The sequence below is a fragment of the Bacillus sp. AMCV2 genome, assembly GCF_056033925.1.
Genome location: NZ_JBVYIB010000002.1, coordinates 3,540,042 through 3,557,168 on the forward strand (window position 1 = coordinate 3,540,042; position 17,127 = coordinate 3,557,168).

At 44.0% G+C, this 17,127-nt stretch carries 18 protein-coding genes; 10 read left to right on the plus strand and 8 right to left on the minus strand.

Annotation, left to right across the window (positions count from 1 at the left end):
* Positions 1-35: 35 nt before the first annotated feature.
* Complete coding sequence (locus tag AC0OMA_RS18275; protein WP_251217477.1) at positions 36-1,409, minus strand: sugar porter family MFS transporter; 1,374 nt, start codon at positions 1,407-1,409, stop codon at positions 36-38.
* 332 nt (positions 1,410-1,741) lie between these two features.
* Here AC0OMA_RS18275 and tagT point away from each other — a divergent pair, with 332 nt between their 5' ends.
* Together tagT and ywtE are read left to right on the plus strand one after the other, a co-directional pair.
* Complete coding sequence (tagT, locus tag AC0OMA_RS18280; protein ID WP_015251079.1) at positions 1,742-2,710, plus strand: polyisoprenyl-teichoic acid--peptidoglycan teichoic acid transferase TagT; 969 nt, start codon at positions 1,742-1,744, stop codon at positions 2,708-2,710.
* A 155-nt stretch (positions 2,711-2,865) separates the two neighbouring features.
* The gene (gene ywtE / locus AC0OMA_RS18285; protein ID WP_063334770.1) at positions 2,866-3,726 is read left to right on the plus strand and encodes a 5-amino-6-(5-phospho-D-ribitylamino)uracil phosphatase YwtE; all 861 of its coding nucleotides are present in this window, start codon (positions 2,866-2,868) and stop codon (positions 3,724-3,726) included.
* Between the two features lie 33 nt (positions 3,727-3,759).
* Here ywtE and pgdS read toward each other — a convergent pair whose 3' ends face one another.
* The 5 genes from pgdS to pgsB all read right to left on the minus strand — a co-directional run bounded on the left by pgdS (position 3,760) and on the right by pgsB (position 8,130).
* Positions 3,760-5,001 carry a gamma-DL-glutamyl hydrolase gene (gene pgdS, locus AC0OMA_RS18290; RefSeq protein ID WP_322839810.1) on the minus strand — a complete coding sequence of 414 codons (1,242 nt, stop codon included), beginning with the start codon at positions 4,999-5,001 and terminating at the stop codon, positions 3,760-3,762.
* A 140-nt stretch (positions 5,002-5,141) separates the two neighbouring features.
* A complete protein-coding gene (gene edmS / locus AC0OMA_RS18295; protein ID WP_003227896.1) occupies positions 5,142-5,309 on the minus strand; it encodes an extrachromosomal elements maintenance protein EdmS in 168 nt (55 codons plus the stop codon).
* Positions 5,310-5,323: 14 nt separating this feature from the next.
* The gene (pgsA, locus tag AC0OMA_RS18300) at positions 5,324-6,466 is read right to left on the minus strand and encodes a capsular polyglutamate synthetase PgsA (RefSeq protein WP_003243306.1); all 1,143 of its coding nucleotides are present in this window, start codon (positions 6,464-6,466) and stop codon (positions 5,324-5,326) included.
* 18 nt (positions 6,467-6,484) lie between these two features.
* Positions 6,485-6,934, minus strand: coding sequence for a poly-gamma-glutamate biosynthesis protein PgsC (pgsC, locus tag AC0OMA_RS18305; RefSeq protein ID WP_003227889.1), 450 nt, complete (start codon positions 6,932-6,934; stop codon positions 6,485-6,487).
* Between the two features lie 14 nt (positions 6,935-6,948).
* Positions 6,949-8,130: a poly-gamma-glutamate synthase PgsB gene (pgsB, locus tag AC0OMA_RS18310; protein ID WP_014478160.1), complete on the minus strand. Its 1,182-nt coding sequence runs from the start codon at positions 8,128-8,130 to the stop codon at positions 6,949-6,951.
* A gap of 783 nt (positions 8,131-8,913) precedes the next feature.
* Between pgsB and AC0OMA_RS18315 the strand changes: the two genes are divergently transcribed.
* The 8 genes from AC0OMA_RS18315 (at position 8,914) to AC0OMA_RS18350 (ending at position 15,664) form a co-directional block, all read left to right on the plus strand.
* Positions 8,914-9,894: a LacI family DNA-binding transcriptional regulator gene (locus AC0OMA_RS18315; RefSeq protein WP_047183294.1), complete on the plus strand. Its 981-nt coding sequence runs from the start codon at positions 8,914-8,916 to the stop codon at positions 9,892-9,894.
* A 1-nt stretch (position 9,895) separates the two neighbouring features.
* On the plus strand, positions 9,896-10,777 hold the full coding sequence (gene rbsK, locus AC0OMA_RS18320; RefSeq protein ID WP_047183295.1) for a ribokinase: 882 nt from the start codon (positions 9,896-9,898) through the stop codon (positions 10,775-10,777).
* Positions 10,774-11,169 (plus strand): D-ribose pyranase, encoded by a 396-nt coding sequence (gene rbsD, locus AC0OMA_RS18325; protein WP_181220222.1) that lies wholly within the window; start codon positions 10,774-10,776, stop codon positions 11,167-11,169. The genes rbsK and rbsD overlap by 4 nt, the downstream gene beginning before the upstream one ends.
* 15 nt (positions 11,170-11,184) lie before the next feature.
* The gene (rbsA, locus tag AC0OMA_RS18330) at positions 11,185-12,666 is read left to right on the plus strand and encodes a ribose ABC transporter ATP-binding protein RbsA (protein WP_181220223.1); all 1,482 of its coding nucleotides are present in this window, start codon (positions 11,185-11,187) and stop codon (positions 12,664-12,666) included.
* 1 nt (position 12,667) lies between these two features.
* Positions 12,668-13,636: a ribose ABC transporter permease RbsC gene (gene rbsC, locus AC0OMA_RS18335; protein WP_003227873.1), complete on the plus strand. Its 969-nt coding sequence runs from the start codon at positions 12,668-12,670 to the stop codon at positions 13,634-13,636.
* An 11-nt stretch (positions 13,637-13,647) separates the two neighbouring features.
* Positions 13,648-14,565, plus strand: coding sequence for a ribose ABC transporter substrate-binding protein RbsB (gene rbsB, locus AC0OMA_RS18340; RefSeq protein ID WP_015384829.1), 918 nt, complete (start codon positions 13,648-13,650; stop codon positions 14,563-14,565).
* 110 nt (positions 14,566-14,675) lie between these two features.
* Positions 14,676-15,212 carry an SH3 domain-containing protein gene (locus tag AC0OMA_RS18345; protein ID WP_015384830.1) on the plus strand — a complete coding sequence of 179 codons (537 nt, stop codon included), beginning with the start codon at positions 14,676-14,678 and terminating at the stop codon, positions 15,210-15,212.
* Positions 15,213-15,367: 155 nt separating this feature from the next.
* Positions 15,368-15,664 carry a DUF3892 domain-containing protein gene (locus AC0OMA_RS18350; protein ID WP_015384831.1) on the plus strand — a complete coding sequence of 99 codons (297 nt, stop codon included), beginning with the start codon at positions 15,368-15,370 and terminating at the stop codon, positions 15,662-15,664.
* Between the two features lie 39 nt (positions 15,665-15,703).
* Here AC0OMA_RS18350 and AC0OMA_RS18355 read toward each other — a convergent pair whose 3' ends face one another.
* Both AC0OMA_RS18355 and budA read right to left on the minus strand, forming a co-directional pair.
* On the minus strand, positions 15,704-16,231 hold the full coding sequence (locus AC0OMA_RS18355) for an NAD(P)H-dependent oxidoreductase (protein WP_015384832.1): 528 nt from the start codon (positions 16,229-16,231) through the stop codon (positions 15,704-15,706).
* 99 nt (positions 16,232-16,330) lie between these two features.
* Positions 16,331-17,098, minus strand: a complete 768-nt coding sequence (gene budA / locus AC0OMA_RS18360; protein ID WP_003244457.1) for an acetolactate decarboxylase — start codon at positions 17,096-17,098, stop codon at positions 16,331-16,333.
* Positions 17,099-17,127 lie beyond the last annotated feature (29 nt).

Here is a 17,127-nt window from a genome sequence, read left to right on the forward strand (position 1 = left end):
CAATCAAAAGGGTGCGCATGATCGCGCACCTTTTTTTATGTTCCAACAGTCTGCTGTTTTCCGTCCGATACTCCCTGTCCGTTTTTGTCCCGTAAATCCTGTTCAATTTCTTCAAGGCTTTTTCCCTTTGTCTCTGTCACTTTAAATCGGACAAATAAGAACGCCATGATACCGATCGCGGCATAAATCAGGAATAAATAACTGATTCCGATCGCTTCCATTAATATTGGATAGGTTAGTGAAACAATCAGTGTCCCAACATGCAACATTAAGGTCGAAACACCGGTCCCGATTCCTCTGACGTGAAGCGGGAACAATTCAGGAAGCATCACCCACACAACCGGTCCCCAGCTGACCGCAAAGACAACGATAAACACGCCTAAACAAATGACGGTCGTCCATGAGGCAGCCGGAGTGTTATCGAAAAAGAGATTTACTAAAGCGAGAACGATCAAGCTGATCACCATGCCCGCATTCCCGAATAGCAGTAATGGCTTTCTTCCAATCTTGTCGATGATTTTAATCGCTACTAATGTCATGACAACATTGACTGTGCCGATTCCGACCGTGCCTAAAATCGAAGCGGAGTTTCCGAATCCGACGTTTGTAAAGGTCTTTGGCGCATAGTAGATGATCGTATTCGTTCCGATAAATTGCTGCAAAAATGCCAATCCCAAACCTGCAATAAGTGCTGGGCGCACCCATGGATCGATCAACTCCTTCAGGCCGCCTTCATCCTGCTTTTCCGCTTCTTTTATATCATGTATTTCCTGATCAATATCTTTTGTGCCACGCAATTTCTCAAGAATTTTCTTCGCTTTGCTTTCTTCGCCATTCGTGAACAGCCAGCGCGGGCTCTCTGGCATAAACAAAATGCCAATGAGCAAGAGCAATGACGGCACAGCTGCCAATCCAAGCATCCAGCGCCACGCTTCGGCATCGGCAAATATGTAATTGACAATGTAAGAAAGAAGGATGCCGACCGTGATCATCAGCTGATTCAGTGATGACAGCGCCCCGCGTTTATGTTTTGGCGCCAGTTCAGATAAATAAAGCGGCACGATTGTCGTCGATGTTCCGACTGCAAGTCCCAAAATGATGCGAAACAGCACCATGACTCCCGTATTTGGGGCCAGTGCCACACCAAGACCGCCTATACAAAACAGCAGCGCGGCCGCCATAATTGCTTTTTTTCTTCCGAAACGGTCAGTCAGCTTGCCAGCCGCTCCTGAGCCTAATATCGCCCCAACCAGTAAGGAGCTGACAACAAGACCTTCTGTAAACGCGTTTAAGCCCAACTCCTTTTTCATAAATAAAATAGCTCCGGAAATCACTCCGGTATCATAGCCATATAACGCGCCTCCAAGAGCTCCGAAAAAATAAAGCCATATATTTGACTGCTTTTTCATAAAGATGACTCCCTTTCTCCATCAGCTGCAATGACATTGTCTGTGGGATTTTTTTAGAAATCTTTTAGCCTCTTTTTCCGGCCATTAAACCTTTTTATTTTGCTGATCATAAATTTTCCAATCATTTACTTGTATTTTTTTCAATGTCGCCGAAACATTTTACCTGCTGTGGCGTCCAATATAAGGTGATTCAGCACATCATCGTTATCAATTTTCAAAAACAAGAACTTATAAATATAGGAATATTTATCGAAAAATGTCTTTCGGGGAGTTGCCCCATGGCAAATAGAATGGTACGCTTCAAATATTAAAGAAACGTGAGGTATTGATATATGGAAGAACGATCACAGCGCAGAAAGAAAAAAAGAAAACTAAAAAAATGGGTGAAAGTCGTTGCCGGATTAATGGCTTTTTTAATCATTGCGGCAGGCTCTGTCGGCGCCTATGCTTTTGTAAAGCTGAACAATGCTTCTAAAGAAGCTCATGTCAGCCTTGCACGCGGAGAACAATCTGTAAAACGGATCAAAGAATTTGATCCTGGAAAAGATTCTTTTTCTGTATTGCTCTTAGGAATTGATGCCAGGGAGAAAAACGGCGAGACCGTCGATCAGGCAAGAAGTGACGCGAATGTGCTGGTTACATTTAATCGGAAAGAAAAAACAGCTAAAATGCTGAGCATTCCGCGTGACGCCTATGTAAACATCCCAGGCCACGGGTATGATAAATTCACACATGCTCACGCTTACGGCGGCGTTGACTTGACTGTGAAAACAGTTGAAGAAATGCTGGATATTCCCGTCGATTATGTCGTAGAAAGCAATTTCACGGCTTTTGAAGACGTCGTAAACGAGTTAAATGGCGTCAAAGTAACAGTAAAAAGCGATAAAGTCATTCAGCAAATCAAAAAAGATACAAAAGGTAAAGTCGTCCTTCAAAAAGGAACACATACGCTTGATGGGGAAGAAGCGCTCGCTTACGTAAGAACACGTAAAGCGGACAGTGACCTTTTACGCGGGCAAAGACAAATGGAAGTGCTGAGCGCCATTATAGATAAATCAAAATCATTGAGCTCAATTCCGGCTTATGATGATATTGTGGATACGATGGGGCAAAATTTAAAAATGAACTTATCTCTTAAAGATGCCATCGGCCTGTTCCCGTTCATCACTTCATTGAAATCAGTTGAGTCTATTCAGCTGACGGGTTATGATTATGAACCTGCCGGAGTCTATTATTTCAAATTGAATCAGCAAAAGCTGCAGGAAGTTAAAGAAGAGCTCCAAAACGATTTAGGTGTATAATGAACGGGATGGCGATTACGCCATCCCGTTTTACATATTTCCTTGTTGAAAATTATCAAAGTAACGTTTAGCCTTGATTTATATGGATTATGTTTCACAGGCAAGCTGAACATACTACACGAAGCAGCTTCATTTTTAAGGAGGTTCCCCTACATATGAAATGTATTGCGATTGATCTAGACGGAACATTACTGAATAAAGAAAGCGTCATTTCTGCGGAAAACAGAGAGGCGATCAAGCGGGCCGTTGATGCCGGCATCCTCGTCACCATTTGCACGGGAAGAGCGACATTTGATGTAAAAGCGCTGCTGGATGACTTGGACATCCCTATCATTGCAGCTAATGGCGGTACGATCCATGACACGGGTTACCGTTTGATCAGCCGGACATTAATGGATCAGGAAGCCGGTAAAGCGATTGCTGATTACTTACTTTCAAAAAACATTTACTTTGAGGTATATACAGATGACCATCTGCTTTCTCCTTTTGACGGCGAAGCTAAGCTGCACGCGGAACTTGACATTCTAAAGAGCGCAAACCCAAACGAGCAGACGGATGAATTGTGGCAAGGAGCCATGACTCAATTCAAACAGTTTGGCATTAAACCAATCCCTCATATCGAATCGGTTTTTGACGGCGGTGAAAACATTTATAAGCTTCTTTGCTTCTCCTTTGATATGGACAAGCTGAAACAAGCGAAGGAAGAACTGAAGCATCATAAAAAACTGGCGCAAACCTCTTCCGGAAAACATATTATCGAAATCCTGCCGGCCTCTTCAGGAAAAGGACGCGCGTTAACAAAGCTGGCTGACATATACGGAATTGAAACACAGGATATCTATGCGATCGGCGATAGTCCAAACGATTTGTCCATGTTTGAAGTCGCCGGACACCGTATCGCCATGGAAAATGCGATTGATGAATTAAAAGAAAAAAGCACCTTTGTCACAAAAAGCAATGACGAAAATGGTGTGGCCTACTTTATAGACCAGCTTCTTTCAGGGCAATATGCATAAAGAAAAGACTCCAGAGATTGGAGTCTTTTTCTTTTATTGCACCCGTATACTTCCTGCGTATTTATCCTTCCAATATGTGCTCGTGTTCATATTGGTAATGGTCACGCCGTTTGATAATGTGACATGAACAACTTGTCCGTTTCCGATATAGATGGAGGGATTTAAACTTGTTGATTGAAAGAACACAATGTCTCCCGGCTTCAGATCCGCCTTCTCAATCTTAGTTCCGGCATTGTACTGGCTTGTTGCGTATCGAGGCAGGGAAATACCGGCTGCTTTCTGGTATACATATTGGACAAATCCAGCTGTATCAAATCCTGTCTCAGGTGTTACTCCGCCCTGTTTGTAAGGTACTTCACCGACATAAAGCGTCGCTTCGGAAACAATCGGATTTTCTTTCGGGATTGTCAGGTTGTCAAATCGTCGAATACCCGTCATCTTCGATTTCCAGTAATCTTCTGACAAATAGGAAATGGTTACTTTTTCTGACCGGCTCGCCTGAATGAACCTGCCTGCGCCCGCATAAATGCCTGCATGTGAAATTCCCGTTTTATACGTATTGCTGAAATAGACGACATCACCAGGCTTTATGTTCTGAGGGGCTACCTTCTCGCCCACTGCCCACTGCTGTTCGGCTGATCGCGGCAGATAAATGCCGAGTGCCTGTTGAAACACATATTGCACAAGCCCCGAGCAATCAAAGCCCTCTGACGGCGTGCTTCCGCCAAACACATATGGGACACCGATATATTTTTCGGCCTCCTGAACGACAGGAACATCAGCCGTTGCCGGATCGGCAGCGATTCGTCTCGCCCCGATATAAGTTCCGTTCCAATAGCTGCTTTTTTTGTAATTGGTGATGATAACCCCTTTTGACTGTGTACTGTGAACCATTTGGCCGTCTCCGATATAAAGGGCGTCATGTGTCGGAACAGTGCCGGTGCTTCCCTCTTTCTTGAAAAACAAAATATCACCCGGCTTCAGGTTTTCCGGTTTTACAGCTGTTCCGATTTTATACTGGTCGTTTACAGATCTCGGCAGATGAATATCAGCCTTACTGAACACATATTGTATCAATCCTGATGGATCGAAACCCGCTTTCGGCGTTTCCCCGCCATATTTATACTGATATCCAAGCAGTTTTTTTGCTTCACTGACAATCAATTCTGATGATGTATCAGCTTCCGCAATCTCCGCTTTTGTCATAATTGGAACCAAAAAACAAATGATAACCGCCACAAGCAAAAACTTCTTCCAGTTTGCCAGTGTGTTCACTTTTACTATCTCCTCCTCTTTTTGCAGTTTTAACATCGGTATTTTTTTGAATATGTTAAGAGACTTTTTAATATTTTTACAGAATGAATATGCTGGGCAAATAAAAAGAGAGTGTCTCATCAGACACTCTCTTTTTTGAATTATTTATTGGCGTTTACCGGTTCTTCCTGCTGTTGGATTTTATTCATTTCCATATCAATCTTCTGTTTTTCCTGATCTGTCAGCTGATCATTGAATTTAAAAGCTGACATAAACATGAACACGATGGCTACGGCAACAAACGGCCAGATGGCTTTGACAAATTTCATCTTTATCACTCCGTTTATTTAGATTTTAGTTTGTCACTATGATCAATATCAAACGTCAGTTTTCCGTCTTCTACTTTCCAAGCGAAATTAGAGTCTTTCGTCAGTTCGCGAATAATGGTTTTCTGTTTAAGGCTGTCTTTTTTTACAGGTGCAGGTGTCGCTTCATGGATGTCGATCGGTGTCACTTCAAAGCGGCCTGTTCCATTTTTCTTCAGGTGATACTGAACCAGTGCACTGTCTCTTGTTCTCGTCCAGCCTTGGTCAAAGACAAAGTTGCCGAGGCTGTAGAAAATGACGGTTCCGTTATATACTTCAATCGGCTCTAAGACGTGCGGGTGATGGCCGACGATGATGTCAGCTCCCGCATCAGACATGGCTCTTGCAAGCTGGCGCTGGCGGTCGTTTGGATCATTGTCATACTCTTGGCCCCAGTGTGACTGCACAACAACGATGTCCGCATGTTTTTTCGCTTCTGAAATCATAGGGATGAAGATTTCAGGATCTGCGGGCAGCACGCCCGGCGTATTCTTTTTAGCCGCGAAACCTTTCCCGGACACATCGGTAAAGCCAAGCGTCGCAATCGTTACCCCGTTGACTTTCTGATACGAAATTTTCTTTTTCGCATCACTTAAGCTGTATCCCGCTCCAACGATATCAAGGTTTTGCTTCGCAAATTCTCCAAGCGTATCTTTCATGCCCTGAACGCCGTAATCCATTGCGTGGTTGTTTGCGCTGTTGAGAACCGTGAAATTCATATCCTTCAAGACTTTCACTGATTCCTTATTCGTCTGCAGATGAATCTCTTTATCTGCTTGTTTATAATTCTTTTGATAGGTTACCGGGTTTTCAAAGTTTCCTGCTACATAATCCGAGGCTCTAAAGATCGGTTCAACATATTGAAAAATACTGTCTGCCCCTTTTTGCTCCGTTACTTTTTCAACATAGCGTCCCATCATAATATCGCCTACAAATGAGGCTGAGAGTACGTCGTCAGAATACGTTTTGACCTTCGGCGTTTCCGCTTTTCCCGCCCACATGAAAGCGAACATCAGGACAAAAACGATCGGAATGGCAATAAATACGTGCTTATTGGTTTTCTTTTTTTGCTGTTTTGTCAGCTTTAGCAGCTTTTCATGAAAGCTCAGTTCTTTTTTCATCGTTTGACACACCTTACATTAAATTAAGTAGTAAACAAACATGATAGCAAAGGTCGCTCCGCTCAATAGCAGCGTGCTTCCGAACGTAATGGTTAAACCTTGTTTCTGAATGGTATTGGCAATTAAACCTGGCACGATGATGCCGATTCCTCGAAATTCTGCGATTTCAAATGGTACAATCGGGTATAGAAAATCAAACGCGATTTTTAGGACGATCCCTGTTATCAGCATGGCAGCGAATTTTCTGCGTCCGTACAAAATCATAAATTTCGATAAACCGTATTTCACAATAACATAAGTGAGCAAGCTCACTAGCAAAACAAGTAAAATAAAGACCGGCTGATTAAACACAAGTCCTAAATATCCCGGTACAACAAGTCCTGCCGGCACGATCCCTGTTTTTTCCGCAAAAATTAAACTGAGTAGTACACCTAAAATTAGTGCGATGTATAAATCTGATCCGAACATGTCTGCATTTCCCCCTAGCTTACGAGCTGCTTAACCTTGTATTCGTGGATTTTTTCAATTAAAGGCTCTGCGGCACCATGAATATTGCCGACGCCATATATGACACGGTTGTGCATTCTTTTCTTTAACAATTCCATAATTTCATCTGTTGACTTATACTCTAGATCATGCAGTTTGTCTGCAGGAATTTTGCCTTCTTCGTAGGCTTTTACGATCGGTTCTGTTGTTTCACCGATTAAGATCAGTTCACTTGCTTCAATATAAGGCAATACGTCATTTGCGAATTGCTGTGTCCGATCGACACGGTCTGCGCGGCAGTTCATGATGATGATCGGATCATCGGTCGGGTAACCGATTTCTTTTACACGTTTCCATATATTCAAAGTAGAAGAAGCGTCGTTTGCGGCAAACCCATTAACAAAGTGCCCAGGCTCGCTCGGACTGATCAGCGGAAGAATTCTCATTGCTCCCGGATCTGGCGGCGCATTCAGCATTCCCTTAAATGCTGTTTCTTCGTCAATGCCGAGTGCTTGAGCCACACCCAGCGCCAGAGAAGCGTTATCAGGGAATACCATGTATTCAAATTTACGTAAATACTCATCTGTAATTTTTGAGTTATCAGCAATGATGACTTTTGTGTTTCGTTCTTTTGCTTTTTGTTTAAAGAACTCGGTATATTCACTATCTGTAATGACAAGATGGCCATTATAAGGAATTGTAGCGGTAAACGCTTCTGCAATTTCATCAAGCGTCGGCCCCATGACATCCATATGGTCTTCTAAAACATTCACAATGACGCCGATATTGGCCTGCAGAAGTTCTTCCTGAAAGATGATTTGATAATCTGGGTTAACAGCCATGCATTCGCTGACAATCGCGTTAGCCCCTCTATCTACTGTTTCTCTCATGACTTCTTTTTGCTCTCCGATATTCGGCCCCTGAGGTTTCCGTTTAATCGGCTTTTCCTCCGGTGTGTCCCAGTAAATCATTCTTGCATCTGTTCCTGTTGTTTTTCCAACAGTCTTGTAACCGGCTTCTATTAATATTCCGGTTGTCAGCCTTGTCACAGTCGATTTTCCTCGGATGCCGTTAATATTCACCCGAACAGGGAGGGCATCAATGTTTTTCTGATGTCGTCGTTTTTCTAATATTCCGATGACCAGTATGACAGCACAGGCTATAATGAGTAACCACATTGCTTTTCGACATCTCCTTCTATATTGTTGTAAATTCATTCATCAGTATATAGAATCACTATGAATTCTCAATCGGCATTATGTAACATAATCTTCCCTAATCGACTAAGCCAAACTTCTCGTTTGAAAGAGATTTTATACCTACAAACTGTTTTCTATTTTTGGAAAACAGCAGGACTTATACCTTATCACTTTTTTAAAAAATCGAAGAGAATGCGCTTTCATTTTTCTCCTGATATCCTTCTGGACGTATAGTCACATCCTGCTGTTTGTATTTAATATGCATTTCAAATCAATCTTTTTTTCAGCCTGTGTTATCAAGCATCTCCTGCTATCATGCGTGTTTCCGGTTCTTATGAACACAAAATAGTTTTATCCTGTTTCTTAAGGACAAGGTCATAATGTCATCCTTTCTGCATGGAATAAGCAATATTAGGCCCATTCCAAAATGACTAAGGAGGTTCCAGATGAAAACGCTAAACATACGAGTCCGAATTCTCTAACATAATTAAACATTTTCTGGGATGATAGTCTTTTCTGTTTCTCACCATTTACAGGTCTAAACGCATGACTTTGAAACAATTTTAATAAAACTTAATATTTGTTCATGAAATCTTCATCCATATTTGTGAAGACTTTGTCAAAAAAAGAGTGAAAACCTTAAATTTTTCAATTATATATACAATTTACAAGTAGATTTCTTTTGATATTTTTATTGCCAACTTCGGATTGTTCATGATAATCTATCTATGTAAACGGTTACATAAACAAGGAGGAGCTGTTTTGGCTACAATTAAAGATGTCGCCGGAGCGGCGGGCGTTTCAGTTGCGACGGTTTCCCGCGTCCTGAATGATAACGGCTATGTACACGAAGAAACGCGAACGCGTGTCATAGCGGCGATGGCGAAGCTGAACTATTACCCGAACGAAGTCGCCAGATCTCTATATAAAAGAGAATCCCGACTGATCGGACTTTTGCTCCCGGATATCACAAACCCTTTCTTCCCCCAGCTTGCCCGCGGTGCGGAGGATGAATTGAACCGGGAAGGCTATCGCCTTATTTTCGGCAACAGTGACGAGGAATTGAAAAAAGAACTTGAATACCTTCAAACCTTTAAACAAAATCATGTCGCAGGCATTATTGCCGCAACGAATTACCCGGATCTCGAGGAATACAGCGGCATGAATTATCCAGTTGTTTTTCTGGACAGAACACTAGAAGGAGCCCCTTCTGTGTCCAGTGACGGTTATAAAGGAGGAAAGTTAGCCGCCAAGGCTATCATTCACGGAAAAAGCCAGCGCATTACACTCTTGAGAGGACCCGCTCACCTGCCGACCGCTCAAGACCGCTTTAACGGCGCTTTGGAAATCTTAAAGCAGGCTGAAGTTGAGTTTCAGGTCATTGAGACGGCTTCATTTTCAATTAAAGATGCACAATCGATGGCGAAGGAGCTGTTTGCCGCTTATCCAGCGACAGATGGTGTGATCGCGAGTAATGATATTCAAGCCGCTGCCGTTTTACATGAAGCATTGCGGCGCGGAAAAAACGTGCCGGAGGACATTCAAATTATCGGCTATGATGACATTCCGCAAAGCGGACTTCTGTTCCCGCCACTTTCTACAATTAGACAGCCTGCATATGATATGGGGAAAGAAGCTGCCAAACTGCTTTTGGGTATCATCAAAAAACGGCCGCTGGCAGAAACGGCAATTCAAATGCCTGTCACCTATATAGGAAGAAAGACGACAAGAAAGGAAGATTAAGATGCGTAATATTTGTGTGGTTGGTAGCTGTTCTATGGATTTAGTAGTCACCTCGGATAAACGCCCAAAAGCCGGTGAAACGGTTCTTGGCACGTCCTTTCAGACTGTGCCGGGCGGCAAAGGAGCAAATCAGGCCGTTGCCGCAGCCAGACTTGGGGCTCAAGTGTTTATGGTCGGCAAGGTTGGAGACGATCATTATGGAACAGCTATTTTGAATAATCTCAAAGCTAACGGCGTTCGCACTGACTATATGGAACCGGTTACACATACGGAAAGCGGAACCGCTCATATTGTGCTTGCTGAAGGTGATAACAGCATTGTCGTTGTCAAAGGCGCGAACGATGACATCACCCCAGCGTATGCGTTAAACGCGCTCGAACAGATTGAAAAGGTCGATATGGTGCTGATTCAGCAGGAAATCCCAGAAGAAACGGTTGATGAGGTGTGCAAATACTGCCATTCTCACGATATCCCGATCATGCTAAACCCGGCACCGGCCCGCCCGCTCAAGCAGGAAACAATTGATCACGCCACCTATCTGACGCCGAATGAACACGAGGCATCGATTTTATTCCCTGAGCTTACCATTTCTGAAGCTCTGGCGCTTTATCCGGCAAAGCTCTTTATTACAGAAGGAAAACAAGGCGTCCGCTATTCGGCTGGCAGCAAAGAAGTGCTCATCCCGTCCTTTCCTGTTGAGCCCGTTGATACAACCGGAGCCGGTGATACGTTTAACGCAGCATTTGCCGTGGCCCTGGCTGAGGGAAAAGACATTGAAGCCGCATTGCGGTTTGCCAACCGTGCCGCTTCCCTTTCTGTCTGTTCCTTCGGTGCCCAAGGCGGAATGCCGACAAGAAATGAAGTAGAGGAGCTGCTGTCATGAAAAAACACGGTATGCTGAACAGCCATCTTGCCAAGATTTTAGCCGACCTTGGCCACACTGATAAAATTGTCATCGCGGATGCCGGACTGCCTGTTCCCGACGGTGTTTTGAAAATTGATCTTTCACTGAAGCCGGGCCTTCCGGCTTTCCAAGATACAACGGCAGTACTGGCTGAGGAAATGGCGGTCGAAAAAGTCATTGCTGCAGCTGAAATAAAAGCATCCAATCAGGACAATGCGAGATTTCTAGAAAATCTTTTCTCTGAACAAGAGATTGAATACCTTTCTCATGAGGAGTTTAAGCTGCTGACAAATGAAGCAAAGGCAGTCATAAGAACAGGAGAATTCACACCATATGCCAACTGCATCCTGCAGGCGGGTGTGCTTTTCTAGAAAGGAGGATGAAACATGCAGATTGAAATGAAAGACATTCATAAAGCATTCGGAAAAAACCAGGTGCTGTCAGGCGTTTCCTTTCAGCTCGTGCCTGGCGAGGTACATGCTTTGATGGGAGAAAACGGCGCCGGCAAGTCCACGCTTATGAACATTTTGACAGGCCTGCACAAAGCAGATAAAGGTCAAATCAGCATAAACGGAAACGAAACGTATTTTTCCAATCCAAAAGAAGCGGAACAGCATGGAATAGCCTTTATCCATCAGGAATTGAATATCTGGCCGGAAATGACCGTTCTTGAGAATCTATTTATCGGTAAAGAGATATCCTCCAAGCTGGGCGTTTTACAAACAAGAAAAATGAAAGCGCTAGCAAAAGAGCAATTTGACAAACTCTCCGTCTCTCTTTCTCTTGATCAAGAAGCCGGCGAATGTTCCGTCGGACAGCAGCAAATGATCGAAATCGCAAAAGCGCTTATGACAAATGCCGAGGTAATCATTATGGATGAACCGACCGCAGCGTTGACTGAACGCGAAATCAGCAAGCTTTTTGAGGTCATTACAGCGTTAAAAAAGAACGGCGTCTCCATTGTCTATATTTCGCACCGCATGGAAGAAATTTTTGCGATTTGCGACAGAATTACCATCATGCGTGACGGAAAAACGGTAGATACAACAAACATCTCAGAAACTGATTTTGATGAAGTCGTCAAAAAAATGGTCGGACGGGAGCTGACTGAACGATATCCAAAACGCACTCCTTCTCTCGGTGACAAAGTATTCGAGGTGAAAAATGCCTCCGTAAAAGGGAGTTTTGAAGATGTCAGCTTTTATGTTCGTTCCGGTGAGATCGTCGGTGTTTCAGGATTGATGGGAGCTGGCCGGACAGAAATGATGAGAGCGCTGTTCGGCGTTGACAGGCTGGACACGGGTGAGATATGGATCGCTGGGAAAAAAACGGCTATTAAGAACCCGCAGGAAGCCGTGAAAAAAGGTCTCGGCTTTATTACAGAGAATCGCAAGGATGAAGGGCTCCTGCTCGACACCTCGATCCGCGAAAATATTGCCCTGCCCAATCTGTCCAGCTTCTCACCAAAGGGTCTCATTGATTTCAAGCGGGAGGCTGAATTTGTCGATCTGTTAATCAAACGCCTCACTATCAAAACAGCATCACCGGAAACGCACGCACGCCATTTATCAGGAGGAAACCAGCAAAAAGTGGTGATAGCCAAGTGGATCGGCATCGGACCGAAAGTGCTTATCTTGGATGAGCCAACCAGAGGTGTGGATGTTGGCGCCAAACGAGAGATTTATACGCTGATGAATGAGCTGACTGAACGCGGCGTCGCTATCATCATGGTGTCATCAGAGCTGCCTGAAATTCTGGGAATGAGCGATCGGATTATCGTTGTCCATGAAGGCAGAATCAGCGGAGAGATCCATGCACGAGAAGCAACACAAGAACGAATTATGACACTTGCCACGGGAGGGCGGTAATATGAAAACGGAACAACTGCAAACAGAACAAAAACGGATTCACTTCGACGGAGTCATGCAAAAACTCGGCCCGTTTCTTGGTTTATTTATTCTCGTTATCATTGTATCTATTTTAAATCCCAGCTTTCTTGAACCGCTGAATATTTTAAACCTGCTTCGCCAGGTCGCCATTAACGGATTAATCGCGTTCGGGATGACCTTTGTCATTTTGACAGGCGGCATTGATCTTTCTGTCGGCGCTATTCTTGCCCTTTCCAGTGCTTTAGTTGCGGGGATGATTGTGTCCGGTGTCGATCCGGTTCTCGCGATCATCCTTGGCTGTATCATTGGTGCCGTACTAGGCATGATCAACGGATTATTGATTACTAAAGGAAAAATGGCGCCCTTTATCGCCACGCTTGCGACCATGACTGTGTTTCGCGGACTGACGCTAGTGTATACAGATGGAAATCCGATTACAGGACTTGGCACAAACTACGCTTTTCAGATGTTCGGACGCGGTTACTTTTTAGGCATTCCTGTACCGGCGATTACGATGGTTCTTGCCTTTGTCATCCTTTGGGTGCTTCTTCATAAAACACCATTCGGACGCCGAACGTACGCTATCGGCGGCAACGAAAAAGCCGCGCTCATTTCAGGCATCAAAGTGACGCGCGTGAAAGTGATGATCTATTCTTTAGCCGGGCTTTTATCCGCTCTTGCAGGTGCCATATTGACTTCCCGCCTGCATTCGGCCCAGCCGACTGCGGGGGAATCGTACGAACTTGATGCTATCGCGGCAGTCGTCTTAGGCGGGACAAGTCTTTCCGGCGGCCGAGGACGCATTGTCGGCACGTTAATCGGGGTGCTGATCATCGGCACACTTAATAACGGACTTAATCTGCTTGGCGTCTCATCATTTTATCAGCTGGTTGTCAAAGGGATTGTTATCTTAATTGCGGTATTATTAGACCGCAAGAAGTCAGCTTAGGAGGGTTTCACATGAAAAAGGCTGTATCCGTCATTTTAACGTTATCATTATTTTTGTTAACCGCCTGTTCGCTTGAGCCTCCCCAATGGGCAAAGCCGTCAAACTCGGGGAACAAAAAGGAATTCACCATTGGCTTGTCCGTCTCAACGCTTAATAATCCTTTTTTTGTCTCATTAAAAAAGGGTATCGAAAAAGAAGCTAAAAAACGGGGAATGAAAGTCATCATTGTTGATGCACAAAATGATTCATCGAAACAGACGAGTGACGTGGAAGATTTAATTCAGCAAGGTGTTGATGCATTATTAATCAACCCGACTGATTCTTCGGCGATCTCAACGGCAGTAGAATCTGCAAACGCAGTCGGTGTGCCCGTCGTAACAATCGATCGATCTGCCGAACAAGGAAAAGTTGAAACCCTCGTTGCTTCCGATAATGTAAAGGGCGGTGAGATGGCCGCGGCGTTTATTGCCGACAAACTTGGAAAAGGAGCAAAGGTGGCAGAGCTTGAAGGCGTCCCCGGCGCATCTGCCACACGGGAACGCGGCTCAGGATTCCATAACATCGCAGACCAAAAGCTCCAAGTTGTCACAAAACAATCAGCTGACTTTGACCGCACGAAAGGCCTGACTGTCATGGAAAACCTGCTGCAGGGACATCCTGATATCCAAGCTGTTTTTGCTCACAACGATGAAATGGCGCTCGGTGCTCTCGAGGCAATTAACAGCTCGGGAAAAGACATATTGGTGATCGGCTTTGACGGCAATAAAGACGCGCTCGCTTCCATTAAAGATGGAAAGCTGTCGGCCACCGTCGCTCAGCAGCCTGAGTTAATCGGTAAACTGGCTACAGAAGCAGCAGATGATATTTTGCACGGAAAAAAAGTAAAAAAAACAATATCCGCGCCTCTCAAACTAGAAACACAAAAATAATTGTCACGGGATCAGATTTTTATCTGATCCTTTTTCATGTTTAGGAACCTGCGATAACGTGAATAGGGATATAGAATGAATTATTTCTCTTACGTGAGGAGAGGAACGGCATGAACAAACCAACAAAAATATTTTCAACATTAGCACTTGCGGCTGGAATGACTGCGGCTACTGCAGGGGGCGCTGGAACGATCCATGCCCAACAGCCAGAAACAACGGTAAGCATTGATGATTTATACAGTTATCCGATTGATTCTTATTTGGTATCAGCAGAGGCTCTAAATGTCAGAACGAAGCCTTCCGCATCAAGCCAGAAAGCCGATACGCTGCACTTAGGAGATAGCCTAAAGCTGATTTCCTTCTCAAATGCTGACTGGGCAAAGGTTCAGTATAAAAACGGAAAGATAGGATTTGTATCCACTCATTACATTGTAAAAGCAGCGACAACGGTAAAAACCAAAACAAAAACAAAAGTATATACATCCGCTGATGGAAAGAGCATTAAGACTCTTCCAGCAGACACAAGCGTTTCTTTTTTAGGCTGGAGTAAAACGAATAAAGGCGGTTTTGATTTTGATTGGGTATTCGTTGATTACGGCGGTGCGACAGGTTATATGAAAACAAAGGATTTACACATGACAAAATAACTGAGAGGGATTCCGTATCTATGCGGAATCCCTTTTATTATGAATGGATTTGTCACATTCCCAAGATATTTCTCAGGAAATATTGTCGTATGCTGTGTCGAAACCTTACATGATCATCGACATTTTTGTTCACGCTAAAAAGCGGAGGTGTAAATATGGATCAATTTGAAGCAGCATATGAATCGTATAAAGCCCGGCAAACAACTGTCGATCAAGAAAATGTTCCATCTGGAAAAGAAGAAATTATTGCGGTTAGAAGAAATGAGGAAGACAATATTATCGCAGTGAAAACCAATACAGGAAGAGAGCTCGACTACCCTACCGCGCTGTCAGAAGCAAAAGCAGGAAAACTCGCTCATGTTGATGTCTTCCATAAATACGGGCGTGACATTTTGCGAAGTGAACCGGACGGCATTAAGGAAAATAACCTGTCTGAGCTGCCGGATTTTTAAGCAAATACAGCCCTGCCGTATGTTCGACAGGGCTGTATTTTAAACAAAAGGCTGCTGGATGTATTCGGCTAACCGTTTTGCACTGAGAGAAATATCCTCTGCAGCTGCATAATTCACGCCATAGAACACATATGGAGGCAGATACTTCATGCCGATCAGATTACTTGTAGCCTGAAATGGTTTCAATAGCTCACTGATCGAGTAATGATTTGCTCCGCCCGCTTGATATTTTTCCGCTTCGCTCCCTGTTGATACAGCCAGCATCAGCTCCTTGCCATGCAAGGCATTTCCTTCTGAACCAAAAGCCCAGCCGTAAGTCAGCACAAGATCCTGCCATTTTTTCAAGAGCGGCGGAGAGCTGTACCAATATAGCGGGAATTGAAAGACAATCCGATCGTATTCCTCGCACAGCTGCTGTTCCTTCGCAACATCTATTTCTTCATCCGGGTATTCCTTATAAAGATCCCGTACTGTGATATTGTCATGTTTACTCAATTCATCAGCCCACGCCTTATTAACAACTGAGGTCTCCATATGAGGATGCACTGCCAAAACCAATATTTTCATCAGACCACACCTTTACTGTTTTGATGTTATTTTATCTAAAATCAGGAAAAGAGCCAAATAAAAAGAAAGCCCTGCTAAAAGGGGCTTTCTTTTTTTCTTTTATTCAGGGCTTCCTTCAGTTGTTTCGATATCTTTCGCAAAATCAGGGTTATCCAGATTCGCATTAAAGAAATCCGCTGTGTTCGGAAGTCTGAGATTCATGTTCATTTTTTGAGAAATCGTAACCGTGCAATCCTCAAGCACATAGTCAAAAACGTGTCCGCCTGAATTGCGTCCTTCGTCAATGAAGTGCAGGTGATAGCCAGAAACGGCGATTCCGTTTGCATAAGCTGGTGTCAAGAAACCTACGATCGTTCCTCTCACGTTGTCGAAGTTGAAAATCGGCTGTGTTTTGACCGCTTCAACCATTGGCACGTAAGGTTTTTCTTGAAGTTCTACCGTTCTTGTCTGCACCTTTTTAAACAATCCGTCAATACGAATTGCATAAAACAAGTTTCTGCTTGGCAGCATGCTGTTGATCTCTTTTTCAAAGTCTTCGCGTGTCATTTTCGCATCAATTTTGTGCGTCATGTCCGGTGTAAAGAACGTAAATGAACAGAACGGAGAACGATCCCCGTTTTGGACTGGTGTCGCAGTTCCGTCTGAACGGAGACGGTAAAATTCTCCGTCAAACCCAATCAGCTCTCCGTCAAGCTTGTTAAAGGTTCCGATACCGAAGTCTCCATATTTCGGAATCTCTGACAGTTCAAAATCCCCGTCATATACTCCGTCTAATAGAGAAGTCATTGTTGATACTTGATAAATCTGGCTCACAGGCTGATCTTTTTGACCGCGGCTGAGCACTTGAATGTTGCTTTCTCGTTTCATATTCCCTTCACTCCTTTTATTTAGTGCTG